The sequence below is a fragment of the Micromonospora sp. CA-259024 genome (assembly GCF_050936255.1).
Classification (GTDB): Bacteria; Actinomycetota; Actinomycetes; order Mycobacteriales; family Micromonosporaceae; genus Micromonospora.
In genome coordinates, this window is sequence record NZ_JBNJND010000001.1 from 2,384,634 (window position 1) to 2,407,107 (window position 22,474).

Consider the following 22,474-nt stretch of genomic DNA (forward strand, 5'->3'; position numbering starts at 1 on the left):
GGTCGCGCTCAGGCGAACTCTCCCAGGAGGCACCCGTGGCAACCCAGCGCCTGTCCGACGCCGAACTCGCGACCCAGCCTGCCGCTTTCTGGACCGGCGTGGCCTACGAGGCCCTCATCGCCTTCACGCGTGCTCGACACGCCGAGTTCGGCTTCACCCAGCCCCAGTTCTGGTTGCTCCGCAACCTGTCGAGCAACGACATCTCACCCGATGGTCACGGCATGACCATCCCCGAACTTCAGCTGGCGATGAGCACCTATCTGAGGTCGGAGGACGATCTGGAGGCCGAGGCCGGCGTTCTCCTGCAGCGGGGTTGGCTCACCCGGGACGACCAGGAGCGGCTGTGGATCACCGAGGCGGGCGAGGAGGCTCGTGTCGACCTCAAGCAACACGCTCCGGCGATCCGCGCCCGCATCCACCGGGGCATCGACGATGCCGACTACGTGACGACCCTGAAGGCGCTCCGGCAGATGATCCGGAACACGGACGGTCCGGCGGTCTGACCTGGTCCGGTGTGCGCACGGCTTGATCGACTCGGTTCTGCTGATGTCGGGGTGTCGCGGGCGTGTGGATACCGCGTCTTTCGGGGAAGTCGAGTCGATCACCGCGCTAGGGCCTGACCCGCCTGCTGCCGGTGTCAGCCGGTGTCGGTGGCATGTCGGCACGGTGTCAGGCGACCCGCGCAGGCTGTGGGACATGACAGCTGACCTGGTGATCGAGGCCGAGGGCCTCGTCAAGAACTTCGGGAAGACGAGGGCGCTACAGGGCGTCGACCTCGCCGTGCCCCGGGGGACGGTGCTCGGGGTGCTCGGCCCCAATGGTGCCGGCAAGACCACCGCCGTACGCATCCTCTCCACGCTCCTGACCCCGGACGGCGGTGCCGCCCGGATCAGCGGCTTCGACGTGGTACGCGACGCCGAGCGCGTTCGGCAGAGCATCGGCCTCACCGGCCAGTACGCCTCGGTCGACGAGGACCTGACCGGCCGGCAGAACCTGGAGCTGTTCGGCACCCTGCTGGAGTTGGGGCGCACCGGCGCCCGGCGGCGCGCCGCCGAACTGCTCGACTGGTTCGACCTGAGCGACGCCGCGAACCGGCAGGCCAAGACCTACTCCGGCGGCATGCGACGACGGTTGGACCTGGCCGCCAGCCTCGTCGGCTCCCCCGATGTGATCTTCCTCGACGAACCGACGACCGGGCTCGACCCGGCCAAGCGCGAGGACATGTGGGACGTGGTCCGCTCACTGGTCAGCAACGGCTCGACGGTGCTGCTGACCACGCAGTACCTGGAGGAGGCCGACGCGCTCGCCGACGCGATCACGGTGATCGACCACGGCCGGGTCATCGCGCACGACACACCGGAGGGGCTCAAGCGGGTGGTCGGCGGGCAGACCCTCGAGGTCCGGCCGTCCGACCCGGCGCAGCTGCCCCGAACCGCGGCGATCCTGACCCAGGTCGGCTCCGGCGCGCAGGCCGACGAGATCCGCAAGGGCGTACTCGCGGTCCCGGTCACCGACGACGCGGCCCTGACCGAGAGCGTCGCGCGGTTCGCCACCGCCGGTATCGCGGTCACCGAACTCTCCCTGCACCTGCCAAGCCTCGACGAGGTGTTCTTCACCCTCACCGGGCGTACGGCATCCGACGACGACACCACCCGCCCCACGGAGGTCGCGGCATGAGCACTCTGATCGACGTCTCACCCACGAGGAGCCGCGGACTCTCGACGACCGCCCCGAACCCCCGACCGTTCCGGCTGGTCCGACACTCGTTGGCGCTCGCCAAGCGCAGCCTCATCAAGACCTGGCGTACGCCCGAGGCGCTCATCGACGTCACGCTGCAACCGGTGCTGTTCCTCGTCATCTTCGTGTACATCTTCGGCGGCGCGGTCGCCGGATCGACCCACGACTACCTGCAGTTCCTGCTGCCCGGCATCCTGGCGCAGACCATCGCCACCGGTGCCATAGCGATCGGCGTCAACCTCAACACCGACATCGCCAAGGGCATCTTCGACCGGTTCCGGTCGCTGCCGATCCCCCGCTCCGCACCACTGGTCGGCGCGGTCCTCGGCGACGTCGTCCGGTACGTGATCGTCACGGTCTCGACCCTCGCGATCGGCTACCTGATGGGTTTCCGGATCGACACCGACCCGTTCCGGGCGATCGCCGGGTGCCTGCTCGCGGTGCTGTTCGCGCTCTGTCTGAGCTGGCTGCCGGTCTACGTGTCGATGAAGGTACGCACACCGGGTGCCGTGCAGGGTCTGATGTTCGCGCTGATCATGCCGCTGAGCTTCGCGTCGAACGTGTTCGTCGGCGCCGACACCCTGCCGGGCTGGATGCAGGCCTTCGTCGACGTCAACCCGATGACCCACCTGGTGGCGTCGGTACGCGGACTGTTCCTCGGCACCCCGGTCGGCTCACACGTGTGGTGGACACTCGCCTGGTGCGCTGGCTTCGTGGCGGTGTTCATGCCGCTGGCGCTGCGCGCGTACCGCAGGAAGATCTGAGCTAGGCGAGCAGGTCGTCCATCAGCTCGCGGATCCGGGTGACGGCCGCGGCGGGCGGCCGCTCGCGCCACGCGGTCAGCAACGGCTCGCGCTGCTCCTCGTCGCCGAGGATGGCGCTGAGCCGTTCGCTGTTTCCGGTTGGGAAGAACATCTCGATGTGGGTGCCGATCCGCTTCGCGAGTAGGGACAGTTCGCGGGCGGTGCCGACGTCATCCCGGTACGCCGCGAGTTCCGCGCCGCCGGACGCCCACGCTCCGATCACCGGCAGGTCCTTTGAGGTCAGCGCATCGTCGCGGGCGAACGACAGCAGCACGGCCGCCTGGACGGCGGCGTCGTTCCCCGACACCCGCCGGGCCTGGGCCACCCGCAGATAGAGGACCGCCGCCGCGGCCCGCAGCATCACGCGCGGCTGTGGCGGCGGCCCGACCCACCCGGCGAGGATGCGCGTCATCTCGTCGGCGTGGGCGAGCGCCTCGTCGTACCGCTCGCGCTGCCAGGCGAGGTGCGCCAGGCCGAGGAGCGCCTGTGCGGTGTCCATCTGCTCGGCCTGGCCCGGTGTGGCCGTCTCACCCAGTCGCCGTTCCGCCTCCGCGTCGCCGGTGAGGGCGAGCTGCACGTCCAGCCGGACCCGGATCGACCGCGCGTCCTGCGCGGCGCCGACCAGTTCCATGTGCTGAACGCTGCGCTTGAGCCACTCGGCCGACCGGGCCTCCCCGCCCGGGACCAGGAACTGCCCGACGGCGCCCGCGGCCATCGCCATGCCCCAGTGGTCGCCGACGACCTCGAAGCGGTGGTACGCCTGCTCGGCGTCGCTGATCGACGCTTCCGGCAGGCCGCCGTTCTCCCGTACCGCCGCGCGCGCGAACAGCCCGAGCCCCTGCACGTACGGGTCCGGGTGCGCGATCATCTCGGTCGCGCTCTTCATGCTCTGCTCCAGATCGGACGCGTCGAAGCCGGGCAAGGCCGACGCGAGGGCGGTCAGCCGAGGCGACACCTCGGCGGGCCGTTCGGCCTGGAGCGTCCGCAGGGCCCGCCGGGCGAGCACGGCGGGCCGCAGGTCGGCGCTGATGCCGGCGTTCACGCTGATCACCACGCACGTCCAGGCGAGTCGGTCGGCGTTGGGCAGTGGCCGGCCGCTGGCCCCGCCCCGCAGGATCGCCGACCGCAGCCGTCGCTCCGGGTCGTTGACGTTCAGCAGCCCGCGCGCCCACGCGAGGACCTCAAGGTGCAGGCCACGCACCGACCAGAGGTGGAACAGCGCGGTGGCGACGTCGACCGAGGCGGGCTCGTCGTCTTCTCTCAGTGCCCACCGCAGGCCCGCGACCAGGTTGTCCTGCTCGGCGGCGCAGCGGTGGAGCGCCTCGACCTGGCCCGGGCTGACGAAACGGCCGGCGAGCGCGACGGCCTGCTCCCGCGCCCACCCGACCAGGCCGGTCATGGCCGGCCCTCGGGCACCGACCGCGTCGAGCCGGGCTTCGCCGTACTCACGGACCGTTTCGAGCATTCGGTAGCGGGGCGGACCGTCTCCCTCGACCAGGGTCAGCAGGGATTGTTCGACGAGTGTCGCCAGGCCGCGACGCACGTCCGGGGCCCGCGCGACCGCGGCGGCGAGGTCCGCGGTGAACGGCGCGGGAATGACGGCGATCCTCTGGAGCAGCTCGCGGTCGTCCTCGGCGAGCAGTTCCCTGCTCCAGTCGACCAGCGCCCACAGGCTCGCGTGCCGGTCCGGCAGACCGCGCAGCACGTCGTCGAGCAGCGCGAACCGGTCAGTCAGTCCGGCGAGCACGTCGTCGATCGGCATGTGCCGCAGTCGTGCGGCGGCCAGTTCGAGCGCCAACGGCAGGTTGTCGAGGCGGTGGCACAGGGCGAGCACCCGCTCGGTGTCCCAGGTCGGCACCGCGCCGCCGGCCCTCGCCCGGGACTCGATCAGCGCGAGCGCGTCGGTGTCCGGCAACACGGTCAGCCGGTGCACCAGTTCGCCGGCCAGACCCAGCGGGGCACGGCTCGTCGCGAGCACCGTCACCTCCGGTGAGGCCACCGCGACCAGGTCCGCGACGACGGTGGCCACCGCGTCGAGGACGTGCTCGCAGTTGTCCAGCACGACCAGCCCGTCGAGGTCGGGTGCCACGGCGCGTAGCCGTTCTTCGGGGCTGAGCACCCGCCGTTCGAGACCCAGGTTGCCCCCGGTCGCCGAGGTGTCCCCGCCCCCGAGCGCCGCGAGCACCGTGGGCAGCACCTCGTCTGGTGAGCGCAGGCCGGCGAGTTCGATCACGCGTACCGACTGCCCCGCTGCCGCCGCGCGGCGCGCCACCTCCGCGGCGAGCCGGGTCTTGCCCGCGCCGCCGGTCGCCACGATCGTTACCAGGGCCGCCTTGCCGAGCGCCTCGCCCACGGTCTCGACGTCCCGCTCCCGGCCGACGAGGGCGGGCATCGGCCGGCGCCACGCGGCGGGCAGGGCGATCCGCGCCGGCGGCCGGGGCGGCGTCACGACCGAGGTGGTGAGTTCGCCGCGCAACAGCGCCAGGTGAACCTGTGTGATCACGGGCGACGGGTCGGTGCCGTACCGGTCGGCCAGTTCGGCCCGGAGTCTCTCGACCACTTCCAGTGCCTCCGCCTCCCGCCCCTGGGCGGCGAGCACCCGGACGAGCAGGGCGGCGGACGGCTCGTCCGGCGGCGTACGTGCGACGAGCCGGCTCAGGTCGACCTCGTCGAACGGGCCGACGCCCGCGAGCGCCGCCTGCGCGCGCAGCGCGGCGACATCCGCGAACAGGCGCGTGTCCTCGGCGGCGACCAGCTCCGGGACCTCGGGGAACAGGGCACGTGCCTGGTCGGCCCAACTGCGGGCGGCACGGACGTCACCGCACCGGAGTACGGTCCGCGCCTGCTCGACGAGCGTCCGCGCCTCGACCGCGTCGACGGTGATCTCCTCGGCGGGCAGCCGGTATCCGCCCGGCACCGCGACCACGGGCAGCCCGAGACGGCGCACCCGGGACACGAGCGCCTGGACGGCCCCGGTCGCGTCGTCGGGTGGCGCGCCGTCCCACACGGCGTCCACGAGCAGGCTGGTGGAGACGGCCCGCCCGCGCGCCTCGACGAGCGCGCGGAGCACCGCCGCGAGCCGCTCACCCCGGACCGGCCGGCCGTCGACGGCGAGCGGGCCGAGGATCGTGATCTGCACGAACACAGCATGCCCCACTCGTACCTCCCGGACGCGCGGGGTCGTTGACCGGTGGGCGGCTTCAGGGCGGGCGGCACACGCAGGATGCGTCGGAGGCAGCGCGGTGCGTACAGTTTCGGGTCGGACTTGGGTGGGCCGGGCTGGATCCGGCACGGGACACGGGACGAGACACAGACGCATGACGGTGGACAGCATTACCGAAAACGGTCAGGACGGCATTGACCGAGACCGGCTGGAGGCCTGCCTCAGCGTCTTCGAGGCGCTGGAGTCCCTGCCGCCCGATCATCCCGACGTGGTGCGGGTGCAGCGAGCCACCGCCCGGCTCTACAAGGTGATCAAGCAGCGGCGACGTGAGGAACGGCGAGATGCCATCCTCGCGGCCGACCGGGCGGTGACGGAGGCCACCGCCACCGGCGCCCCGGGGCGGATCGACGACGAGACCCAGGGCATCCCGCTGGCATCCTCCGTGGCGGGTGAGACGGCGGGCGTCCTGCACAACCCGCGGGGCTGCTACATCTGCAAACAGCGCTACCGCGAGGTGGACGCCTTCTACCACCAGCTCTGCCCGTCCTGCGCCGCGCTCAACCGTGAGCGCCGCGACGCCCGTACCGACCTGACCGGCCGGCGTGCGCTGCTCACCGGCGGCCGGGCGAAGATCGGCATGTACATCGCGTTGCGGCTGCTGCGCGACGGTGCGCACACGACGGTGACGACGCGGTTCCCACACGACGCGGTCCGCCGGTTCGCCGCGATGCCCGACAGCGGGGACTGGCTGCACCGCCTGCGCATCGTCGGGATCGACCTGCGCGACCCCGCCCAGGTGATCGCCCTCGCCGACTCGGTCAGCAGCCAGGGCCCCCTCGACATCCTGATCAACAACGCGGCGCAGACCGTCCGCCGCTCCCCCGGGGCGTACGCGCAGCTCATCGCCGCGGAGGCCGCGGCCCTTCCGGACGGCCCGCTGCCGGAGCTGATCACGTTCGCCAAGCCGGATGGCCAGGGCGGCCCGGTGGGCAGCCTGACCGCCGGGCCGCAGTCGACCGCGCTCACCCCGCACGCGCTCACGGCGCTGGCACTCACCAGCGGTTCCGCCTCACCAGAGCGGATCGCGGCGTCCACGGCCATCGACGCCGGGGGTCTCGTGCCGGACCTCGACTCGGTCAACAGTTGGGTCCAGCGGGTGCACGAGGTCGACCCGGTCGAGCTGCTCGAAGTGCAGTTGTGCAACGTCACCGCACCGTTCGTGCTGGTCAGCCGGCTGCGACCAGCGATGGCCGCCGCGCAGGCCCGCCGCAAGTACGTGGTGAACGTGTCGGCGATGGAGGGGCAGTTCGGCCGTGGTTACAAGGGGCCGGGGCACCCACACACCAACATGGCCAAGGCCGCGCTGAACATGCTGACCCGCACCAGCGCCCAGGAGATGTTGACCGACGGCATCCTGATGACCAGCGTCGACACCGGCTGGATCACCGACGAACGCCCGCACCCGACGAAGATGCGGCTGGCCGACGAGGGCTTCCACGCCCCACTGGACCTGGTCGACGGTGCGGCCCGGGTGTACGACCCGATCGTCCGCGGCGAGCAGGGCGAAGACCTGTACGGCTGTTTCCTGAAGGACTACGCGCCCTGCGCCTGGTGATCACCCCGCACGACGAGGAGAAGAAACATGTCAGCTGACCGTGACCCGTGGCCGACGCTGGACGAGTTGCTGCGCGAGGAGAGCGAGCTGGAGCTTCCGGGCCTGTCCGAGACGGACGCGTACGAGCTGGGGATGCTCGCCGTCACCGCCGCGAGTGAGCAGAGGCTGCCGGTCTCGGTGGGGGTGTGGCGCTCCGGTCGCCAGCTGTTCCACTGTGGCCTGCCGGGGTCGACGGCGGACAACGACGGTTGGCTGCGCCGCAAGGGCCGGGTGGTGATGCGGTTCGAGCACTCCTCGCTGTACATGGCCCGGTTGTGCCAGGACAAGCAGGTGACGCTGGCCGAGAGGTACAGCCTGCCGGCCTCGCGGTACGCGGCGGCCGGGGGCGCGGTGCCGCTGCGCGTTCGCGGGACCGGCGTCGTGGGCTGGGTCGGTGTCTCCGGCCTGCCGCAGCTGGACGACCACCGCTTCGTCGTCGACATCCTGCGCAAGCTCCCCCGCTAGCCGGGCGGGCCCGGCGGCCTCCGGGACGAGGCCGCCGGGTCGCCTGCGCTCAGGTGCGGTCTTCTCAGCGTGCGCGGCGGTTGGCGCGCAGGGCGTCGAGGAGCACGCCCGGCCGGGCCAGGGTGCTCGGGTGCTCACGCATGGAGACGACGTCGTTGAACCGGCGCGCGGTCGTCACGTCCGTGACCGTTGCGGCGATGATCTGCCCACTGGCCCAGCGGGAGATCCGGTAGCCACGCGGGTAGGGCCCGTCGACGTGAGGCAACGCCAGGTCCGCGGAGGTCGAGATCGACCACGCGGCGTCGACCACGACCTTCTGCAGCGCGAGGTAGTGGTGCGCCGGTGCCCGCAGATCCGGGCCGGACCGGAGGTACGTCGACAGGCAGGCCGCGTGCAGGGCTGCCGCGGTCATTCCCTGCCCGTACACCGGGTTGAACGACGCGACGGCGTCACCGACGCTGACGAGCCCGGCCGGAAACCGCTTCAGGGCGTGGAAGTCCCGCCGTCGGCTGTCGGCATGGTGGTAGGTCTGGACGTCGCCGAGCATCTCCTGGTCGGCGACATCGCCGAACTCGGGTGGGAACTGCTCCCGCAGGCGGCGCACGAAGTCCTCCCCGGTACGGCCCGGACGGTTGTCGCCGTAACCGGCCATCATGGCCATCCACCGGCCGTCCTCGATGGCGAAGAACGCCGCGCCGGCCACGTCCGACGCCATCCTGGGGGTGTGCAGCGCCAGGACGACCGTCGAGGCCGGGGTCGCCGCCGGGCGTCGGAACAGCGCGGTCGCGTAGTTCAGGTGCACGGTCATCCGCCGCGTGACCGGCCGCTCCCAGTGGGCCCGCTCCAGCCAGTCCGACAGCTTGCTCGAACGCCCCATGGCGTCCACCACGAGATCAGCGCTCTCCACGCCGGGCACCCCACCGACGTCGCAACGGACCCCGCTGACCGCGGTGCCGTCGAACACGAGACCGGTGGCACGGGCGGTGACCGTCTTGACGTTGGGCAGTCGGAGCACCTGCTGGCGGATCAGTCCCTCCAGGAGTGGCCGGCTGCCCGCCAGGCTGTCGGCGTCGTCGGGGACGACGACCTTCGGACGACCGTCGAGGTAGTTGCGCCTGGCCGTCGGCGGTGCCTCGACCGCCCCGCGGGCCAGTGCCTGGTCGCGGAATCCCGGGAACAGCCGCTCCAGGTGGAGGAGCCCGCCGGGCAGCAGCGCGTGCAGCTGCGTCCCCTGGGGTACGCCGGGCCGCGCGCCGGTCGCCTGCGGGTCGTCGCGGTCGATGATGACGACGCTGTCGGCGTAGTCGGACAACACCCGGGCGGCCAACAGGCCGGCGACACTGCCGCCGACCACGACGGCCGTACCCATGATCGGGGAAGACTGGTCCGGGGGCCGCACCGCGTTCAGCTCTGCGAAGACCCGGGACGGGGAGGGGGACATCGTGCACTCCAAAAGGGTGGTGCCCTCCCCCGTGTCTGCCGCGGCGAAGCGATACGCGGACAGACCGGTGGACGGTCGCTCGGTGTGACGCCTGCGATCGTCGCACAACCGTCGAATGCTGACCGAAAGTGTCCGCTAGGTGACCGTCTGTTGACCGACGGGCCGGACGTGGCCAACGACACGGGCCAGGGCGCACTGTGGACCGGACGGTCCCGGACGGGATGGCGCTGCTCGGTGATCAGGACAGCCCGGCCGGCACCCGGGCCGCCATCGGCCGGCCCGCCAGCCGGCGCAGGGCAAGGTATCCGACACAGCCGAGGCAGAGGTCGAAGGCCGCGTTGAGAAACGCGGCGGCCAGTGCCGCACCGGTCGCGGCGAGACCGAGCGCCGGCACACCGGCCAGATACCCGATCGCCGCGACCGCCACGAAGACCAGCCCGACGAGCTGCGCGAACCGCACCGGGGCCGCCGGTTCGAGCTCGGTGGGCGGGGCGACCCGGGGCGCGACGACCGCGCGGTAGAGCAGACCGTACGGGCCGAGACGGGGGTTGGCAGCGGTCACCGCGAAGATCACCGCCTGGACCAGCAGCAGAATGGTCGAGCCGGTGACAAGGGCGACGGCGAGGACGGCGGTCGTGATGACCGCGGCGAACCGGGGCGCACGAGGGTCGAGCAGCATGTCGGGGTTCCGTTCGGCGAGGATGCCGGGCACCCACGAGTGGGCCCAGCGGAGGCGGGAAGGGGTCAGGCGGAAGGGAACGCCGGACAGAGGCTCGCCGACAGCCGGCCGTGGTCCACGATCCGCCTGCGGGTCAACGCGGTGCCGGTCATCGCGTGGTTCCGGCGAGCAGCGGCCGGAGCGCGCCCAGCAGCTCGTCGCGCCCCGGCACCCCCGACACGCGCTGGACGATCCGCCCCTCGGCGTCGACCACCAGCACCGTCGGCGTACGCCAGATCGCGAGTTCGCGGACCTCGTCGAGGTGGCGCTCGGCGTCGATCTCCACGACGTGGATCCCGTCGAGGCGGCTCTCGACCTCCGTCAGCAGACGGCGGGTCGCCCGACAGGGGGCGCAGAACGCGGATGAGAACTGCACAAGGGTGACCGTCCCGGGGCGTACCCCGAGCGCGGCGAGCACCGGCGACGAGGGATCGGGGACGGAGCCCGCAAGCAGGGCGCCACCGGCCACCGGACGGATCCGGCCGTCGCGCCGGCGCCACCACCAGCCGAGGACGGTCGCGAGGGTGAGCACGCCGACGACCACCAGCAGGCCGGTCAGGTTGGAGTGCCGCACCGCCCAAGCGTGCCACAGCCCGGGGCGGACAGCCTCCGCCACATGGATGAACCGCGCCACGTCGACCTGTCCACACGCCCGGCACCGCGAATGCCCCGGTCAGCCATCACCCAAGAAAGTGGAGTTGCGCCGGAGTCGCCGATTACAGTTTTTGGAGAGAAAACAAAGAATTGAGATTGATACGACAGTCTGGCCGCTCCACACCGCTGATCGGGCGATAGCGGAGCGCTATTTAAGTCAGAATTAATCGTTTCAGCTCGAAGCGAGCAGGGGGCCGACTCGTATTCTTCTTCTTCAGAAGAAAGGCGTATCCCCCTTGATGAATGTACGAGCCACCCACAGACAACGTCGTTCCGTCACCGCCCTGCTGCTGCTGAGCGTGGCGCTCGCCGGTGGATGCAAGGAGGCTCCGGGCACTCCCGGTGCGTCCGGTCCGTCCAGCGACACCGGCACCGGCTCGTCCGGCCCGCAGGCGTCAACGTCCGCCGTCCCGAGCGACCCGTCGGCCACCCCGAGCGCGCCGGCCGCCTCGGCGAGCCCGTCAGCACCGGACAGGACGGCCACCCCGTCCACCAGCACCGCCCCGCCCACCGCATCCGGTGGCTGGATCACCATCGATCCTGCCGCGCAGGCCGCCGCGACGAAGGCGTTCTTCGCGCGCAAGCCCAAGCCGGTGACCGGCAACCCGGTCACGGTGCCCGAGTTCAACGTCGGCTGTAAGACCAGCCACCACAACAGCGACGACCCGATCGTGCTGCCCAAGTTGGTCGGCGGTTCGCACAACCACACGTTCTGGGGCAACACGTCAACCGACGCCAACTCGACCGCCGAATCGCTGCGAGCGTCGAAGGCGACCACGTGCAACTCGCCGGACGACCAGTCCGCCTACTGGGTACCGACGATGTACCAGAACGGCAAGGTCGTCGACCCGACGGAGGTGACCGTCTACTACGGTTCCCGCCTCAAGGACCCGAGCAGGACCCAGCCGTTCCCGTTCGGCCTGCGAATGATCACCGGTAACGCCAAGAACCAGGTCGACACCCCGGACAAGCAGGGCAACCACTTCTGGTGCGCCGGCATCGGCGGCGAAATCGGCCGCAGCGCCGACAAAACCTTCCCGGTCTGCGCCAAGACCGCGCACATCGTCCGGCAGATCACCTTCCCGGACTGCTGGGACGGCAAGCACCTGGACAGCCCTGACCACAAGGCGCACATGGCGAACGGCGACCACACCGGGGCGTGCCCGAAGAGCCATCCGGTGCCGGTCCCCTCGGTGTCGTTCGTGATCTCGTATCCCTTGAGCGCGAACACGGACGGCATCACCCTCGCGTCCGGCACCTCGTTCTCCATGCACGCGGACTTCTTCAACGCCTGGAAGGACGAGGCGCTCGCCGCACGGGTGCGCAACTGCCTCGACCAGGGCGTGAAGTGCAACTCGGCCGGAAACTTCTAGTCGACAAGGTACGACGACGGCGGCCGGTCACCCCGATTCGGGGTGACCGGCCGCCGTCGCGTCGATCAGCTAGAGCCGGGCGTCGCCGGCCGCGACGGCCTCCTGCACCGCCGAGGTACGGCGGGCTTCGGCCCGCTGATCGCCGGCGTCGTCCCGGTCCGGACCGGCCAACCGGGCCGCCTGGTTGGTGGTCGCCGCCGCCTGGTCGCCGGTCACGCCGCCGCGGATCCGGTTGTTGGCGGCCACCTGGGCGGCCGGGTCGTTGGACGTCACGGTCAGCCGGCCATCGATGATGTTGTCATCGACGGTGACGCCACCGGTGGTGCTGGTGATGCTGACGTCCCGGCCCCAGTAGCCGCCGGAGGCGCAGCTGTCGAGGGTGCCGTTCGGGCCGAGCTGTACGCCGCCCAGGTTACCGGCGAAGGTGGTCAGGCCACGGACGGCACTGCCGCACACGACGCTGCCGGTGGCGCTGTTGAGCACCGACAGCGTGCCGTCGACGAACGAGTCGTGCACGTCGGTGTAGTACGTGCCGGTGGTGCTGACATTGCGCTCCACCTGGGTGCCGCGGTCGAGCCGGACCTCACCGGCGCCGGCGTTGACGGTCCCGGCGATCGTGGACTGCTCGACGAACAGGAAACTGTCGATGGTCGTGGTGCCCTTCGGCCGCACGGTCACGTTGCCGGTCCGGGCGTCCCGCAGGAAGACGCCGTAGCCGCCGGCGGCCAGCACCACCTGGCCGGCGATCGCCGTGTCGGAGGCGTCGAGGTAACCGTTCGCGGCGACGCGTACCTCGCCGCTGACGGTGCCACCGGTGACCACCAGGTTGCCCCCGGCGGCGACGCTGACATTGCCGGTGATCGTGGTGCCGGTGAGGGCGCAGGACTCGCCGGCCGGCACGTACAGGTCGTTGGGCACGGTCACCGCACCGCCGGTGCCGATGCAGTAGGTGACCAGGTCGGCGTGTGCGCTGGGCGCCACCGCCAGCACCGAGGCGGCGACGACGGCGGTCACGGTGGCCAGCTTGGCGACGGAACGTCTGGGCATCGCTGTACTCCCTGTCGATGAGGTTGGGTGACTCATGCGCCGACGTCCGATCGGGCCGCGGCCCGGACGATGGCGCCCTGCTGCCGCAGGGTGAGGGTGCCGCCGGCCACCAGGGTGGCGGTGACCGCTTCGACGTGCCGGACGAATTCGGCGTGGCCGGGGTAGTCGGCGTGTTCGTCGATCAGATCGTTGATGGTGCAACCGTTGCCGGTGTCGACGTTGGGGACGCCGGTGTCGTCACCGTCGATGACCACCCGGGCCCGGGTGTCCGAGTCGGGGCAGGCGTCGGTGCCGTCCGCCACCACCGTGAACGTCGTCGACTGCTCCGCGGAGGCGTTCCCGGCGACGTCCGTCGCCCGGTAGCGCAGGGTGTGCGCCCCGGTGGCGCGGACGGAGACCGGACTGGCGTACGTGGTCCAGGCTCCGGTGTCGAGCGCGTACTCGATCTTCGCCACACCGGAGTCGTCGTCGGTGGCCGTGACGGTCACGGTCGCACCGCCCACGTACGCGCCGTCGTCGTTCTGATCGCCGGTGACCGTGGCGGACACCGTGGGCGCGGTGGTGTCCTCCTCCGCTGGCGCGACGACGGTGAAGTGGGCCATCTGCTCGGCCGACGTGTTACCGGCTACGTCGGTCGCCCGGTAGTGCAGCATGTGCATTCCGACCACGTTCACGACGATCGGGTTCGCGTACGTGGTGAAGGCGGCCCCGTCGAGCGCGTACTCGATCCTGGCGACACCGGACCCCGCGTCGGTGGCGGCCAGCGTGGCGGTGGCCGTACCGATGTAGTTGCCGTCGTCGTCCCGGTCCCCGGCCACGTCGGCCGTCACCACCGGAGGGGTGGTGTCCTCCTCCCCCGGCTCGACGATCCGGAACGACACCGAGCCGACCGCACTGGTGTTCCCGGCCTGGTCGGTGGCACGGAACTGCACCGAGTGGTCGCCGATCGCGGTGACCGGCACGGGCTGTGTGTACGTCTGGAAGCTGGTGTCGTCGATCTGGTACTCGACGGTCTCCACACCGGATCCGGCGTCGGTGGCCGAGACGGTCACCGTCGCCGTACCGAGGTAGTTGCCGTCCTGGTCGCGGTCGCCGGCCACGGTGGCCGAGACTGCCGGCGGCGTGGTGTCGCCACCTCCGCCGTCGGTGACCACCAGTTCGCCGACCATCTGGCTGTGGCCGGGGATCGAGCAGAAGTAGCGGTACCTGCCCGGGGTCAGGGTCACGGTCGCCTGATGGCGGCCGTTGTTCACGTCGAACGGGCTGGCCAGGATGTTGAGCGTGACGTCGTGGTTGTACCCGTCGGAGGTCGTGTCGAAGGTCAGCGTGTGCGGCATCCCGGTGGTGTTGCCGGTGGCCGCGCTGTTCTCCCAGATGATCGTTGTTTCGCCGGCCACCGCCTGGGCGGGCGCGGACTTGTAGCGGGTGATGTCGTCGTCGGCAGTCCAGGTCAACACCTGTTCCGCGACGCGCGGGGCGGCGGAGGCGGACGTTCCTGCCAACGGGACCACCGTGAGCAGGAGCGCCGCCAGCGCGGCCGTCAGTCGTCGGGTCATCGTCTCTCCTAGAGTTCCCGAACGCGGATGTTGCGGAACTCGATCAGGTCGTTGTCGCCGTGGTTCTGGAGCCCGATGAAGCCACGCAGGAACTGCCGCAGGTCGGTCGGTGGGTCACCGGCACGTGAGGACTGTTTGCCCGGCGTGTTGTCGAACTCGTTGATCACCACGCCGTTGCGGATCATCGTGTAGTGCTGCCCGACGACGCGGATCTCGTAGTCGTTCCACTGGTCCTTCGGGGTGACACCGGCCTGCGCGAGCGGCACCGGATCGAAGTTGTAGACGGAGCCGGTCTTCTGCGGCTCACCGGTCTCGCCGTCGTAGATCTGGATCTCGTGTCCGCAGTAGATCGCCACCCACGCCTGCGAGGTGCGGGCCGATCCGACCGTGCCGCAACTGCCCGGTGGCCGCTGCTCCAGCGGAATCCGCGGGTCCGGGAACCGGGTGAAGAGGCCGGTGTTGGCCCGTCCGGTGCCCGGCGCGATGTCGCGGAACTGCACCTTCACCGAGAAGTCGCCGAACTCCTTGGTGTGCCAGAGCATGCCCAGGCCACCGCTGGACCGCAGCGACCCGTCCGGCTGGATGCCGAACGATCCCGACGGCGCCTGCTCCCAACCGCGCAGCGACTCGGGGGTGCCGTCGAAGAGCGGCTCGTACCCGGTGTGTCCGTCCCGGCCGATCTCGGACGCGGCGGCCAGTCGGGTCAGTGTGCCGGCCTCGCGGGCGGAGAGCAGACCGTCGCCCTGCAGCGTGTCGGTCACCCCGGTCACATGCCGGACGAAGCTGTTGTGGTCGGCCCAGGTGCTCTCGTCGTCGATCAGGTCGTTGATGGTGCAGCCCTGCCCGACCGTACGGCTGGGCACCTTGGTGTCCGTGTCGCCGAGCCACACGGTGGCCCGGTCGTCGGGCACCGCGCAGCCCACCGTGACCGCGGTCTGCACCGTCGCCGTCTCGCCGTCGGCGTAGGTGACGGTCAGTTTCGCGGTGTAGGTGCCGACCCCGGCGTACGTGTGTCGGGGGTCCGCCTCGGTCGACGTGGCGCCGTCGCCGAACTCCCACCGGTGGCTGACGCCGCCGGAGCGGGAGCCGTTGAAGGCGATGGTCAGGGGCTTGTTCTGCACGGCGACCGAGGTCGCGGCCGGCGCCGGGGTGGGTGCGCCACCGGTGTAGGTGATCCGGATCAGCTTCTGGTTGGGGTGCAGGCTGAAGAAGCCGCCTCCGTAGTCGAGCAGGTAGAGCGCGCCGTCCGGGCCGAACTTGGCGTCCATCCAGCTCTGCAACCGGGTGTCGCCGCTGCCGCTGGGGATGATGGCCCGCAGCGACTCGGCGTACACCGGAGGGGCGGCCTGCGGCACGCCGGCGGGGTCGACGGTGACCGCGACCCGGTTGGTCGCGTTCGACTGGTCACCGATGAGCCACTTGCCGTCCCAGTGCTCCGGCCACGCCACACCACTGTTGGTGTCGACGAGCTGCCGGTGGTACGTCGGACCGGACATGATGGCCTGCCCGCCGCCCCGCAGGTACGGCTGGGTGTAGGTGGCGTCGGCCGCGACATAGGTCGGGAGGCCGCTGCCGTCGGTTCGCTTCGGGAACACCGGGCCGCCACCGTCCGGCGAATACCAGATCATGTTGTCCCGGGCCGCCGGGATGTCCACCAGCCCGGTGTTGCGCGGCGACTCGTTCTTCAGGTTGTCGCAGTCGTACCAGCCGGTCAGCACGGACGCGTCGGTGCTGCTGCGATCCCGGTACGGCTGCCGGTTGCCCATGCAGTACGGCCAGCCGTGGTTGCCCGCCGAGGTGATGATGGTGGCGGTCTCGTACTTGGCCGGGCCCAGGGTGGGGCTGGGCGATGAGGCGTCCGGGCCGACCCAGCCGGCGGTCAGCCACTGGTGCACCGGGTCGATCTGCAGGCGGGCGATGTTGCGCACGCCCATCACGTAGATCTCCGGACGGGTCTTCTCGGTGCCCGGCGGGAACAGGTTGCCCTCCGGGATGGTGTACGTCCCGTCCGCCTCCGGGTGAATCCGGATGATCTTGCCGGCGAGGTCGTTGGTGTTACCGGACGTGCGACGGGCGTCCTGGAACGAGATGCCCTGGTACTCCTGGGTCCAGTTGTTGCCGGAGTAGCCCTGCGACCCCTCGGAGGAGTTGTTGTCGCCCGAGCCGATGTAGAGGTTGCCCTTGGCGTCGAACGCCATGCCGCCACCGGCGTGGCAGCAGCTGTGGATCTGCACCGGGAACTGCAGCAGGTCCTTGCGGGTGGCCTGGTCGATGGTCTGCGCCTGGCGGTCGTAGGTGAACCGGGAGACGGTGCGCTGACCGACCCGCTGCACCCGGTCGATCGAGTCGTGCGGCATCCAGTAGACGTAGAGCCACCCGTTCTCGGCGAACGCGGGGTCGGGCACGATGCCGAGCAGACCCTCCTCGTTCTTGACCAGCTCGGAGCCGCTGCCCCGGTTGCCCATCACCTCGAGGGTGGTGAGCAGCTTGACCTGTTTCGTACGCGGGTCCCACGAGTGGATGGTGCCGCAGCCCAGGCCGACGTTCGGGTCGTTCCAGTCCGCGATCGGGCCGGTCGGGCAGGCCGCCTTGCCGACGTAGAAGACCGTGCCGTCCGGGGCGATGGTCAGCCCGTGCGGCTCGCCGATCTGGTCCAGCTGGCCGGTCTGGTTGGCTGCGGTGAGCCGCTCCACCTTGTAGTTCGAGGCGATCGTGGCCTGGCAGTCGCCGCGTACGCGGCCGGTGGTCCAGTTGAGGGCTCCGGTGAGGTGCTTGCGGAACGCCTCCTCACCGTAGCTGCCCTCGGTGTGACCCATGCCGGTGTAGAAGGACCGGCCGCCGTCGTAGTCCCGGCACCAGGACACCGGGTGGAAGGGCCCGTTGGCGCCCGGTCCCGGGTTGTAGTGCCGCTCCTCGACCTGGGCGAGGGTGTGCACGGTGCCGATCGGGTTCGGGTCCCAGTTCTCCCAGCGGTCGGACCGGGTGATGGTCATCGGCAGCGACGCCGTGGCCGGGTGGTTCCGGTCCAGGATGTCGACGACGGCCTGGTTCACCGCGGGCGGCTCGGGGGCGGTGGTGCTGCCGGTGAACAGGCGCAGGTCGGCGAGCTGGGTCAGCGGCTCGCCGCTGTTCGCGGTGATGTTCAGCCGGAAGTGCTTGAACTCCTGCGGCGTCGCGATGTCGAACCGACGGGTCTGGAACCGTTCCGCGAAGGTCTGGCCGGTGCGCCGGTCCACATCGGACCAGTTCTGGCCGTCCGTGGAGCCCTGCAGGGTCCAGTCCTTCGGGTCCCGGCCGGAGGAGTCGTTGGCCGACGTGAGCGCGTAACCGGTGATCCGCTTGGCGGCGCTCAACTCGTACGCCACCCAGGCGGTCGGGGTGCGGACGAGCCACTTGGTGCCGGCGTCTCCGTCGGTCAGCTTCTCCTTGGTCTCGTTCGGCGGGTTCTCGCCGCTGGCGGTCACCCGGGTCACCGGCTCGGCCACCGGGATGGCGCCTGCCGGGCGGGTGCCGATCAGACCGGTGAACCAGGCGGAGTCGACCTGGGCGCGGGCGGCGTCGGCGATGCCGACGAAACCGCCGCCGGCCTTCATGTAGCTCTGCAGCGCCGACTCCTGGTCGCGGTTCAGCGCGGCGCCCGTCGTGGAGAGAAAGACCACGCTGCGGTACGCCGAGAGCCCGGTCGTGGTGAAAACGCCCGGGTTCGTGGTGGTCGTGACATCGATGTCATGAGCGGCACCAAGTTGGGTGATGGTGTCCGCCGCGCGGGCCACCGGGTCCTGTTGCTCGGCCACCGGCCCGTGGAACACGAGGACCGCTGTCTTCTGCGGCTGGGCCGCCTGCGGTGCGGCTGCCGTTCGTGGTGCGGCCGCTGCCGTCGTTGCCGGGATCAGTGTCGCGAAGGCCGCTATCGCGGCGAGGGCTCGTCGTGTCTTTCTGGTCATCCCGTCCCCACTCTCGGTTCGGTCAGCTTCCATGCGTGTGGGTGTGGCCCTGGAACCGGTGGATCGCCTCCTCGGCGCCGGGTGGCATGCTGCCGTCGGCGTTGCGGACCAGGAAGATCCCGGCCATGCCGCCGTCGGAGTGGGTCTGCACGTGGCAGTGGTACATCCACGCCCCGGGTCCGACGCCCTCTCCGGCCAGCACCTGGAAGCCGAACGAGCTGCCCGGATTGAGGTCCTTGTTGTCAATCACGAGACTCGGGTCGGCCGTGCCCTCCAGCATCCCGGTGCGGTTGTCCGCCCAGCGGTGCGCGTGCAGGTGGAAGGTGTGGAACAGGTTGCCGTGCCCGATGGCGATCCACTCCACCCGTTGGCCCAGGTTCGCCTCGAACATGGGCGTGTTCGGTGCCATCCGGTTGTTGATCATCATGTCGTGGAACACGACCGTGAACTGCTTCTCCGGCAGGATGTCCCCGCGACGACGGACGATCAGCGCGCCGTACAGGCCCTTCGCCACCCCGGCTGTGCCGTGGTCGGTGCCCATGGCGTGATCGTGGTAGTGCCAGTAGCCGGCGCTGCCCGGCATGAACCGCCGACCCGACGCGAAGAACATCTCCCGCGAGCGCCAGACGTACGTCCGCGTCTCGCCGGGGTTGTTGAAGGAGGCGTTGAGGGGGCTACCGTCCGAGTCGGTGCTGTAGTCCACCCCGTGTGGATGGATGGACAACCGCTGGCTGGTGGTGTTGACCAGGGTGATCTCCAGGGTGTCACCCTCGTAGATCTCCAGCAGCGGCCCTGGCACGGTGGCCTGGCCGGGTGCCAGGCCGTACCCGAACAGGCCATCGGGCATCTGTTCGGCGTAGATGGTGACTTTCTTCGTGACGCCGGTGGCGGCCTGTGCGGGGCTACCTTCGAACGCGGTGCCGATCGCTGGGGCGGACGCACCCAGCGCCCCGGCGGCGAGTGCACCGGTGGCGATCAGGGATCTGCGGGACAGCTGGCGGTGGGAGCCAACGACGTGATCGTCCATGGGTCTCCGTTCCCGACCGGGCGAAGACGCGACGAGGGCAGCGTGCAGCGACCGCCGAGCACTGGGCGGCAGCACGACTGCGTGAGGCTCGTCGCGGACTTTGCTCGGAAGACTCAGAACTTTCGGTGGATGACAGCAACTTATGTAATCCATCGACGAAAGTACAGGTCTGATTGCAAGAAGATTACCTTGACATCACGACGGCCGTCGATTGACATGAACCTGACATGCAGGCCACCGACCAGGCCGACCCAGTCCAGGGTGGATCGCTGGGCCGCCTGACGTAGGGCGCGTCAGAGGTTGTGGCGGTCGTCGGCCGGCAGGCTGGGCGCCTGCGGCGGCTCGGGCGACTCACCGGGCTGACCGAGCTGCGCGACGTGGGTCGGGTCGAGGACCCGGGAGAGGAACGCACGGGTCCGCTCGTGCTTGGGCGCGCCGAGCACCTCCTGCGGTGGCCCCTGCTCGACCACCACGCCGCCGTCCATGAAGACGACCCGGTCAGCGACGTCCCGGGCGAACGCCATCTCGTGGGTGACCACCATCATCGTCATGCCATCCTCGGCCAGCTTGCGCATGACGGTGAGCACGTCGCCGACCAGTTCCGGATCGAGCGCGGAGGTCGGCTCGTCGAAGAGCATCAGCTTGGGCTCCATCGACAGCGACCGGGCGATCGCCGCCCGCTGCTGCTGCCCACCGGAGAGCTGCGCCGGGAACGCGTCGGCCTTGTCGGTCAGCCCGACCCGATCAAGATTGGCCCGCGCGATGCGCTCAGCCTCGGCACGGTTGCGCCGGAGCACCCGGCGCTGGGCGATGGTGAGGTTGTTCAGCACGGTGAGATGCGGGAACAGGTTGAACGACTGGAAGACCATGCCGATGCCACGGCGAACCGCGTTGATCTCGACATCCGGGTCGGTCATCTCGACGCCGTTCACCCAGATCCTGCCGGCCGTCGGCTCCTCCAGGAGGTCGACGCAGCGCAGCAGCGTCGACTTGCCGGACCCGGACGGCCCGATGACGCAGACCACCTCGCCCTGGCCGACCTCGAAGTCGATGCCCTTGAGCACCTCGAGCGACCCGAACGACTTGTGCAGGTCGCGGATCTCGACGGCAGCGCGGGGTGGGGTGGTCGTCATACGGGTCACCGAGCCTTGGCGTATCGGAGTTCGAGGCGTCGTACCACCTGGGACAGGGGCAGGGTGATGATCAGATAAGCGAGGCCGGCCACCAACAGCGGGGTGGCGTTCACCCGATCGTTCAGCATGTCCCGACCGAACTTGGTGACCTCGATGGTCTGCGCCGTCACGCCCAGCACGTAGGCCAGCGACGAGTCCTTGGTGAGCAGGATGAGCTCGTTCGTCAGCGGCGGGATCACGATCCGGAACGCCTGGGGGATGACGATCGTGCGCATGGCGGTGAAGTGCGACATGCCGAGCGTCCGCGCCGCCTCCATCTGGCCCTTGGGGACAGCCTGGATACCGGCCCGGATGGTCTCGGCCATGTACGCCGCCGCCGTCAACCCGAGGCCGATCGCGATCGAACCGAACACGCCGCCCGGAATCTCCCGCTCCGGAAAGGCGATGGGAATGCCGTACCCGACGAGGAAGAGCACCAGCAGCGCCGGCAGACCACGAAACAGCTCGATGTACGCCGTCGCCACCCAGCGGTACGGTGCCACCCGGGACAGCCTCATCAGCGCGAGGATGGTGCCGAACACGAGACCGAAGGCGAACGCGCCCAGCGTGTAGAGGATGGTGTTACGCAGCGCGACCGTGATGATCGTCGGGAACATCGACTTGATGATGTCGACGCGGAAGAACGCGTCCTTCAACCTGTCCCAGTCCGCGGCGAAGAGCACCGTGGCGATGATGGCGATGAAGACCAGGTACTGGAGCCCGAGGGACAGCCGCTCCCGCTGGCGGCGTCGCAGCTTCACGTTCGCTCGTTGCCTTCCCGGAGGTTACCGACGAGGAGAGCGCGCGGGACGCGCGCCCTCCTGCACTGAGCTTCGATCAGGCGCTCGGCCGCTTGCCGATCCACTTCTCGTAGATCGTGTCGTACGACCCGTCCTGCTTGGCCTTGGCCAGCACCTCGTTGATCTTCTTGAGCAGCTCCGGGTTGGTGTCCTTCTTCACGGAGAAGCCGTACTGCTCGCCGGTGTCGAACTCCGCGGCCACCTGGAACCCGCCCGGGTTCTTCTTGAGGTACTCGGTCCAGACCGGCAGGTCGTTGATGGCGGCCTCGACCTGGCCGTTGGCGACGGCCTGCTGCAGGGCGGCGAGATCCTCGAACTCGACGAGCTGCAGGCCCTTCTCCTTCTCGGACTTCTTGGCGTAGTCGCGGCCGGTGGTGGCCGCCTGGACGCCGAGCTTCTTGCCCCTGAGGTCGTCGAGGGACTTGTACGGCTTGCCGGTCTTCACCAACATCGCCTGGGTGGCGTCGAAGTACGGATCGGAGAAGTTCATCACCTTCTGCCGTTCCGCGGTGATCGTCATGCCGGCGGCGGCAGCGTCGCACTTGCCGGTGTTCAGGTCCTGGCCGGACTTGATCCCCTCGAACGGGGTGTCGATGATCGTCTGCTCGACGCCCAGTTCCTTCGCCACCAGATCCATGATCTCGACGTCGAAGCCGGTCACCTTGCCGCTGGCGTCCTTCGACTGGAACGGCGGGTACGGCAGGTGGGTGCAGACGGTCAGCTTGCCCGCCTGGACCAGCTTGACCCCGCTCGCCTGGACCTCGCTGTCGTCCTTCTTGGCGCATCCCGCGGTCACCGCGAGGGCTGCGACGGCCACGACGAGGCCGGCCTTGCGGACGGCGCTTTGGAACCTCACGGCTGTGTCCTCCGGTTCGGCTCCCCTGTCACCGGAAGCCAGGTTGGTGCTAAGACTTTGTGAC

General features: G+C 70.1%; 16 protein-coding genes and 1 pseudogene. 6 read left to right on the plus strand and 11 right to left on the minus strand.

Going from position 1 to position 22,474, the window contains the following annotated elements:
- Positions 1-35 precede the first annotated feature (35 nt).
- The 3 genes from ACQEUX_RS10445 (at position 36) to ACQEUX_RS10455 (ending at position 2,501) form a co-directional block, all read left to right on the plus strand.
- Positions 36-503, plus strand: coding sequence for a MarR family transcriptional regulator (locus ACQEUX_RS10445; RefSeq protein ID WP_433044818.1), 468 nt, complete (start codon positions 36-38; stop codon positions 501-503).
- A 193-nt stretch (positions 504-696) separates the two neighbouring features.
- Positions 697-1,677 carry an ATP-binding cassette domain-containing protein gene (locus ACQEUX_RS10450; RefSeq protein WP_433044821.1) on the plus strand — a complete coding sequence of 327 codons (981 nt, stop codon included), beginning with the start codon at positions 697-699 and terminating at the stop codon, positions 1,675-1,677.
- Positions 1,674-2,501 (plus strand): ABC transporter permease, encoded by an 828-nt coding sequence (locus ACQEUX_RS10455; protein WP_433044824.1) that lies wholly within the window; start codon positions 1,674-1,676, stop codon positions 2,499-2,501. Before ACQEUX_RS10450 ends, ACQEUX_RS10455 begins: the two co-directional genes overlap by 4 nt.
- A 1-nt stretch (position 2,502) precedes the next feature.
- Here ACQEUX_RS10455 and ACQEUX_RS10460 read toward each other — a convergent pair whose 3' ends face one another.
- The gene (locus tag ACQEUX_RS10460) at positions 2,503-5,679 is read right to left on the minus strand and encodes a BTAD domain-containing putative transcriptional regulator (RefSeq protein ID WP_433044827.1); all 3,177 of its coding nucleotides are present in this window, start codon (positions 5,677-5,679) and stop codon (positions 2,503-2,505) included.
- Positions 5,680-5,857: 178 nt separating this feature from the next.
- Here ACQEUX_RS10460 and ACQEUX_RS10465 point away from each other — a divergent pair, with 178 nt between their 5' ends.
- Together ACQEUX_RS10465 and ACQEUX_RS10470 are read left to right on the plus strand one after the other, a co-directional pair.
- Complete coding sequence (locus ACQEUX_RS10465) at positions 5,858-7,318, plus strand: SDR family NAD(P)-dependent oxidoreductase (protein WP_433044830.1); 1,461 nt, start codon at positions 5,858-5,860, stop codon at positions 7,316-7,318.
- A 27-nt stretch (positions 7,319-7,345) separates the two neighbouring features.
- Positions 7,346-7,822, plus strand: coding sequence for a heme-degrading domain-containing protein (locus ACQEUX_RS10470; protein ID WP_433044833.1), 477 nt, complete (start codon positions 7,346-7,348; stop codon positions 7,820-7,822).
- A gap of 64 nt (positions 7,823-7,886) precedes the next feature.
- On the opposite strand, the gene ACQEUX_RS10475 is transcribed toward ACQEUX_RS10470, so the two are convergent.
- The 3 genes from ACQEUX_RS10475 to ACQEUX_RS10485 all read right to left on the minus strand — a co-directional run bounded on the left by ACQEUX_RS10475 (position 7,887) and on the right by ACQEUX_RS10485 (position 10,555).
- Complete coding sequence (locus ACQEUX_RS10475; RefSeq protein WP_433044836.1) at positions 7,887-9,263, minus strand: FAD-dependent oxidoreductase; 1,377 nt, start codon at positions 9,261-9,263, stop codon at positions 7,887-7,889.
- Between the two features lie 238 nt (positions 9,264-9,501).
- On the minus strand, positions 9,502-9,942 hold the full coding sequence (locus tag ACQEUX_RS10480) for a DUF4395 domain-containing protein (RefSeq protein ID WP_433044839.1): 441 nt from the start codon (positions 9,940-9,942) through the stop codon (positions 9,502-9,504).
- 148 nt (positions 9,943-10,090) lie between these two features.
- Entirely contained in the window at positions 10,091-10,555 is a 465-nt protein-coding gene (locus ACQEUX_RS10485; RefSeq protein WP_433044842.1) for a TlpA family protein disulfide reductase, read from the minus strand.
- A 319-nt stretch (positions 10,556-10,874) separates the two neighbouring features.
- Here ACQEUX_RS10485 and ACQEUX_RS10490 point away from each other — a divergent pair, with 319 nt between their 5' ends.
- A complete protein-coding gene (locus tag ACQEUX_RS10490; RefSeq protein WP_433044845.1) occupies positions 10,875-12,008 on the plus strand; it encodes a DUF1996 domain-containing protein in 1,134 nt (377 codons plus the stop codon).
- 69 nt (positions 12,009-12,077) lie between these two features.
- Here the strand turns inward: ACQEUX_RS10490 and ACQEUX_RS10495 are convergent, their stop codons facing one another.
- The 7 genes and pseudogenes from ACQEUX_RS10495 to ACQEUX_RS10525 all read right to left on the minus strand — a co-directional run bounded on the left by ACQEUX_RS10495 (position 12,078) and on the right by ACQEUX_RS10525 (position 22,410).
- Positions 12,078-13,055, minus strand: a complete 978-nt coding sequence (locus ACQEUX_RS10495) for a hypothetical protein (protein WP_433044848.1) — start codon at positions 13,053-13,055, stop codon at positions 12,078-12,080.
- 269 nt (positions 13,056-13,324) lie between these two features.
- Positions 13,325-14,515 (minus strand): annotated as a pseudogene (locus ACQEUX_RS10500) (OmpL47-type beta-barrel domain-containing protein); the annotation flags it as partial.
- A gap of 104 nt (positions 14,516-14,619) precedes the next feature.
- Positions 14,620-18,555 (minus strand): ThuA domain-containing protein, encoded by a 3,936-nt coding sequence (locus ACQEUX_RS10505; RefSeq protein WP_433044851.1) that lies wholly within the window; start codon positions 18,553-18,555, stop codon positions 14,620-14,622.
- 22 nt (positions 18,556-18,577) lie between these two features.
- On the minus strand, positions 18,578-19,582 hold the full coding sequence (locus tag ACQEUX_RS10510; RefSeq protein WP_433044854.1) for a multicopper oxidase domain-containing protein: 1,005 nt from the start codon (positions 19,580-19,582) through the stop codon (positions 18,578-18,580).
- Positions 19,583-19,875: 293 nt separating this feature from the next.
- On the minus strand, positions 19,876-20,715 hold the full coding sequence (locus ACQEUX_RS10515) for an amino acid ABC transporter ATP-binding protein (RefSeq protein WP_433044857.1): 840 nt from the start codon (positions 20,713-20,715) through the stop codon (positions 19,876-19,878).
- A gap of 5 nt (positions 20,716-20,720) precedes the next feature.
- Positions 20,721-21,515 (minus strand): amino acid ABC transporter permease, encoded by a 795-nt coding sequence (locus tag ACQEUX_RS10520; protein ID WP_433044860.1) that lies wholly within the window; start codon positions 21,513-21,515, stop codon positions 20,721-20,723.
- A gap of 76 nt (positions 21,516-21,591) precedes the next feature.
- Entirely contained in the window at positions 21,592-22,410 is an 819-nt protein-coding gene (locus ACQEUX_RS10525) for a basic amino acid ABC transporter substrate-binding protein (protein ID WP_433044863.1), read from the minus strand.
- Positions 22,411-22,474: the final 64 nt, after the last annotated feature.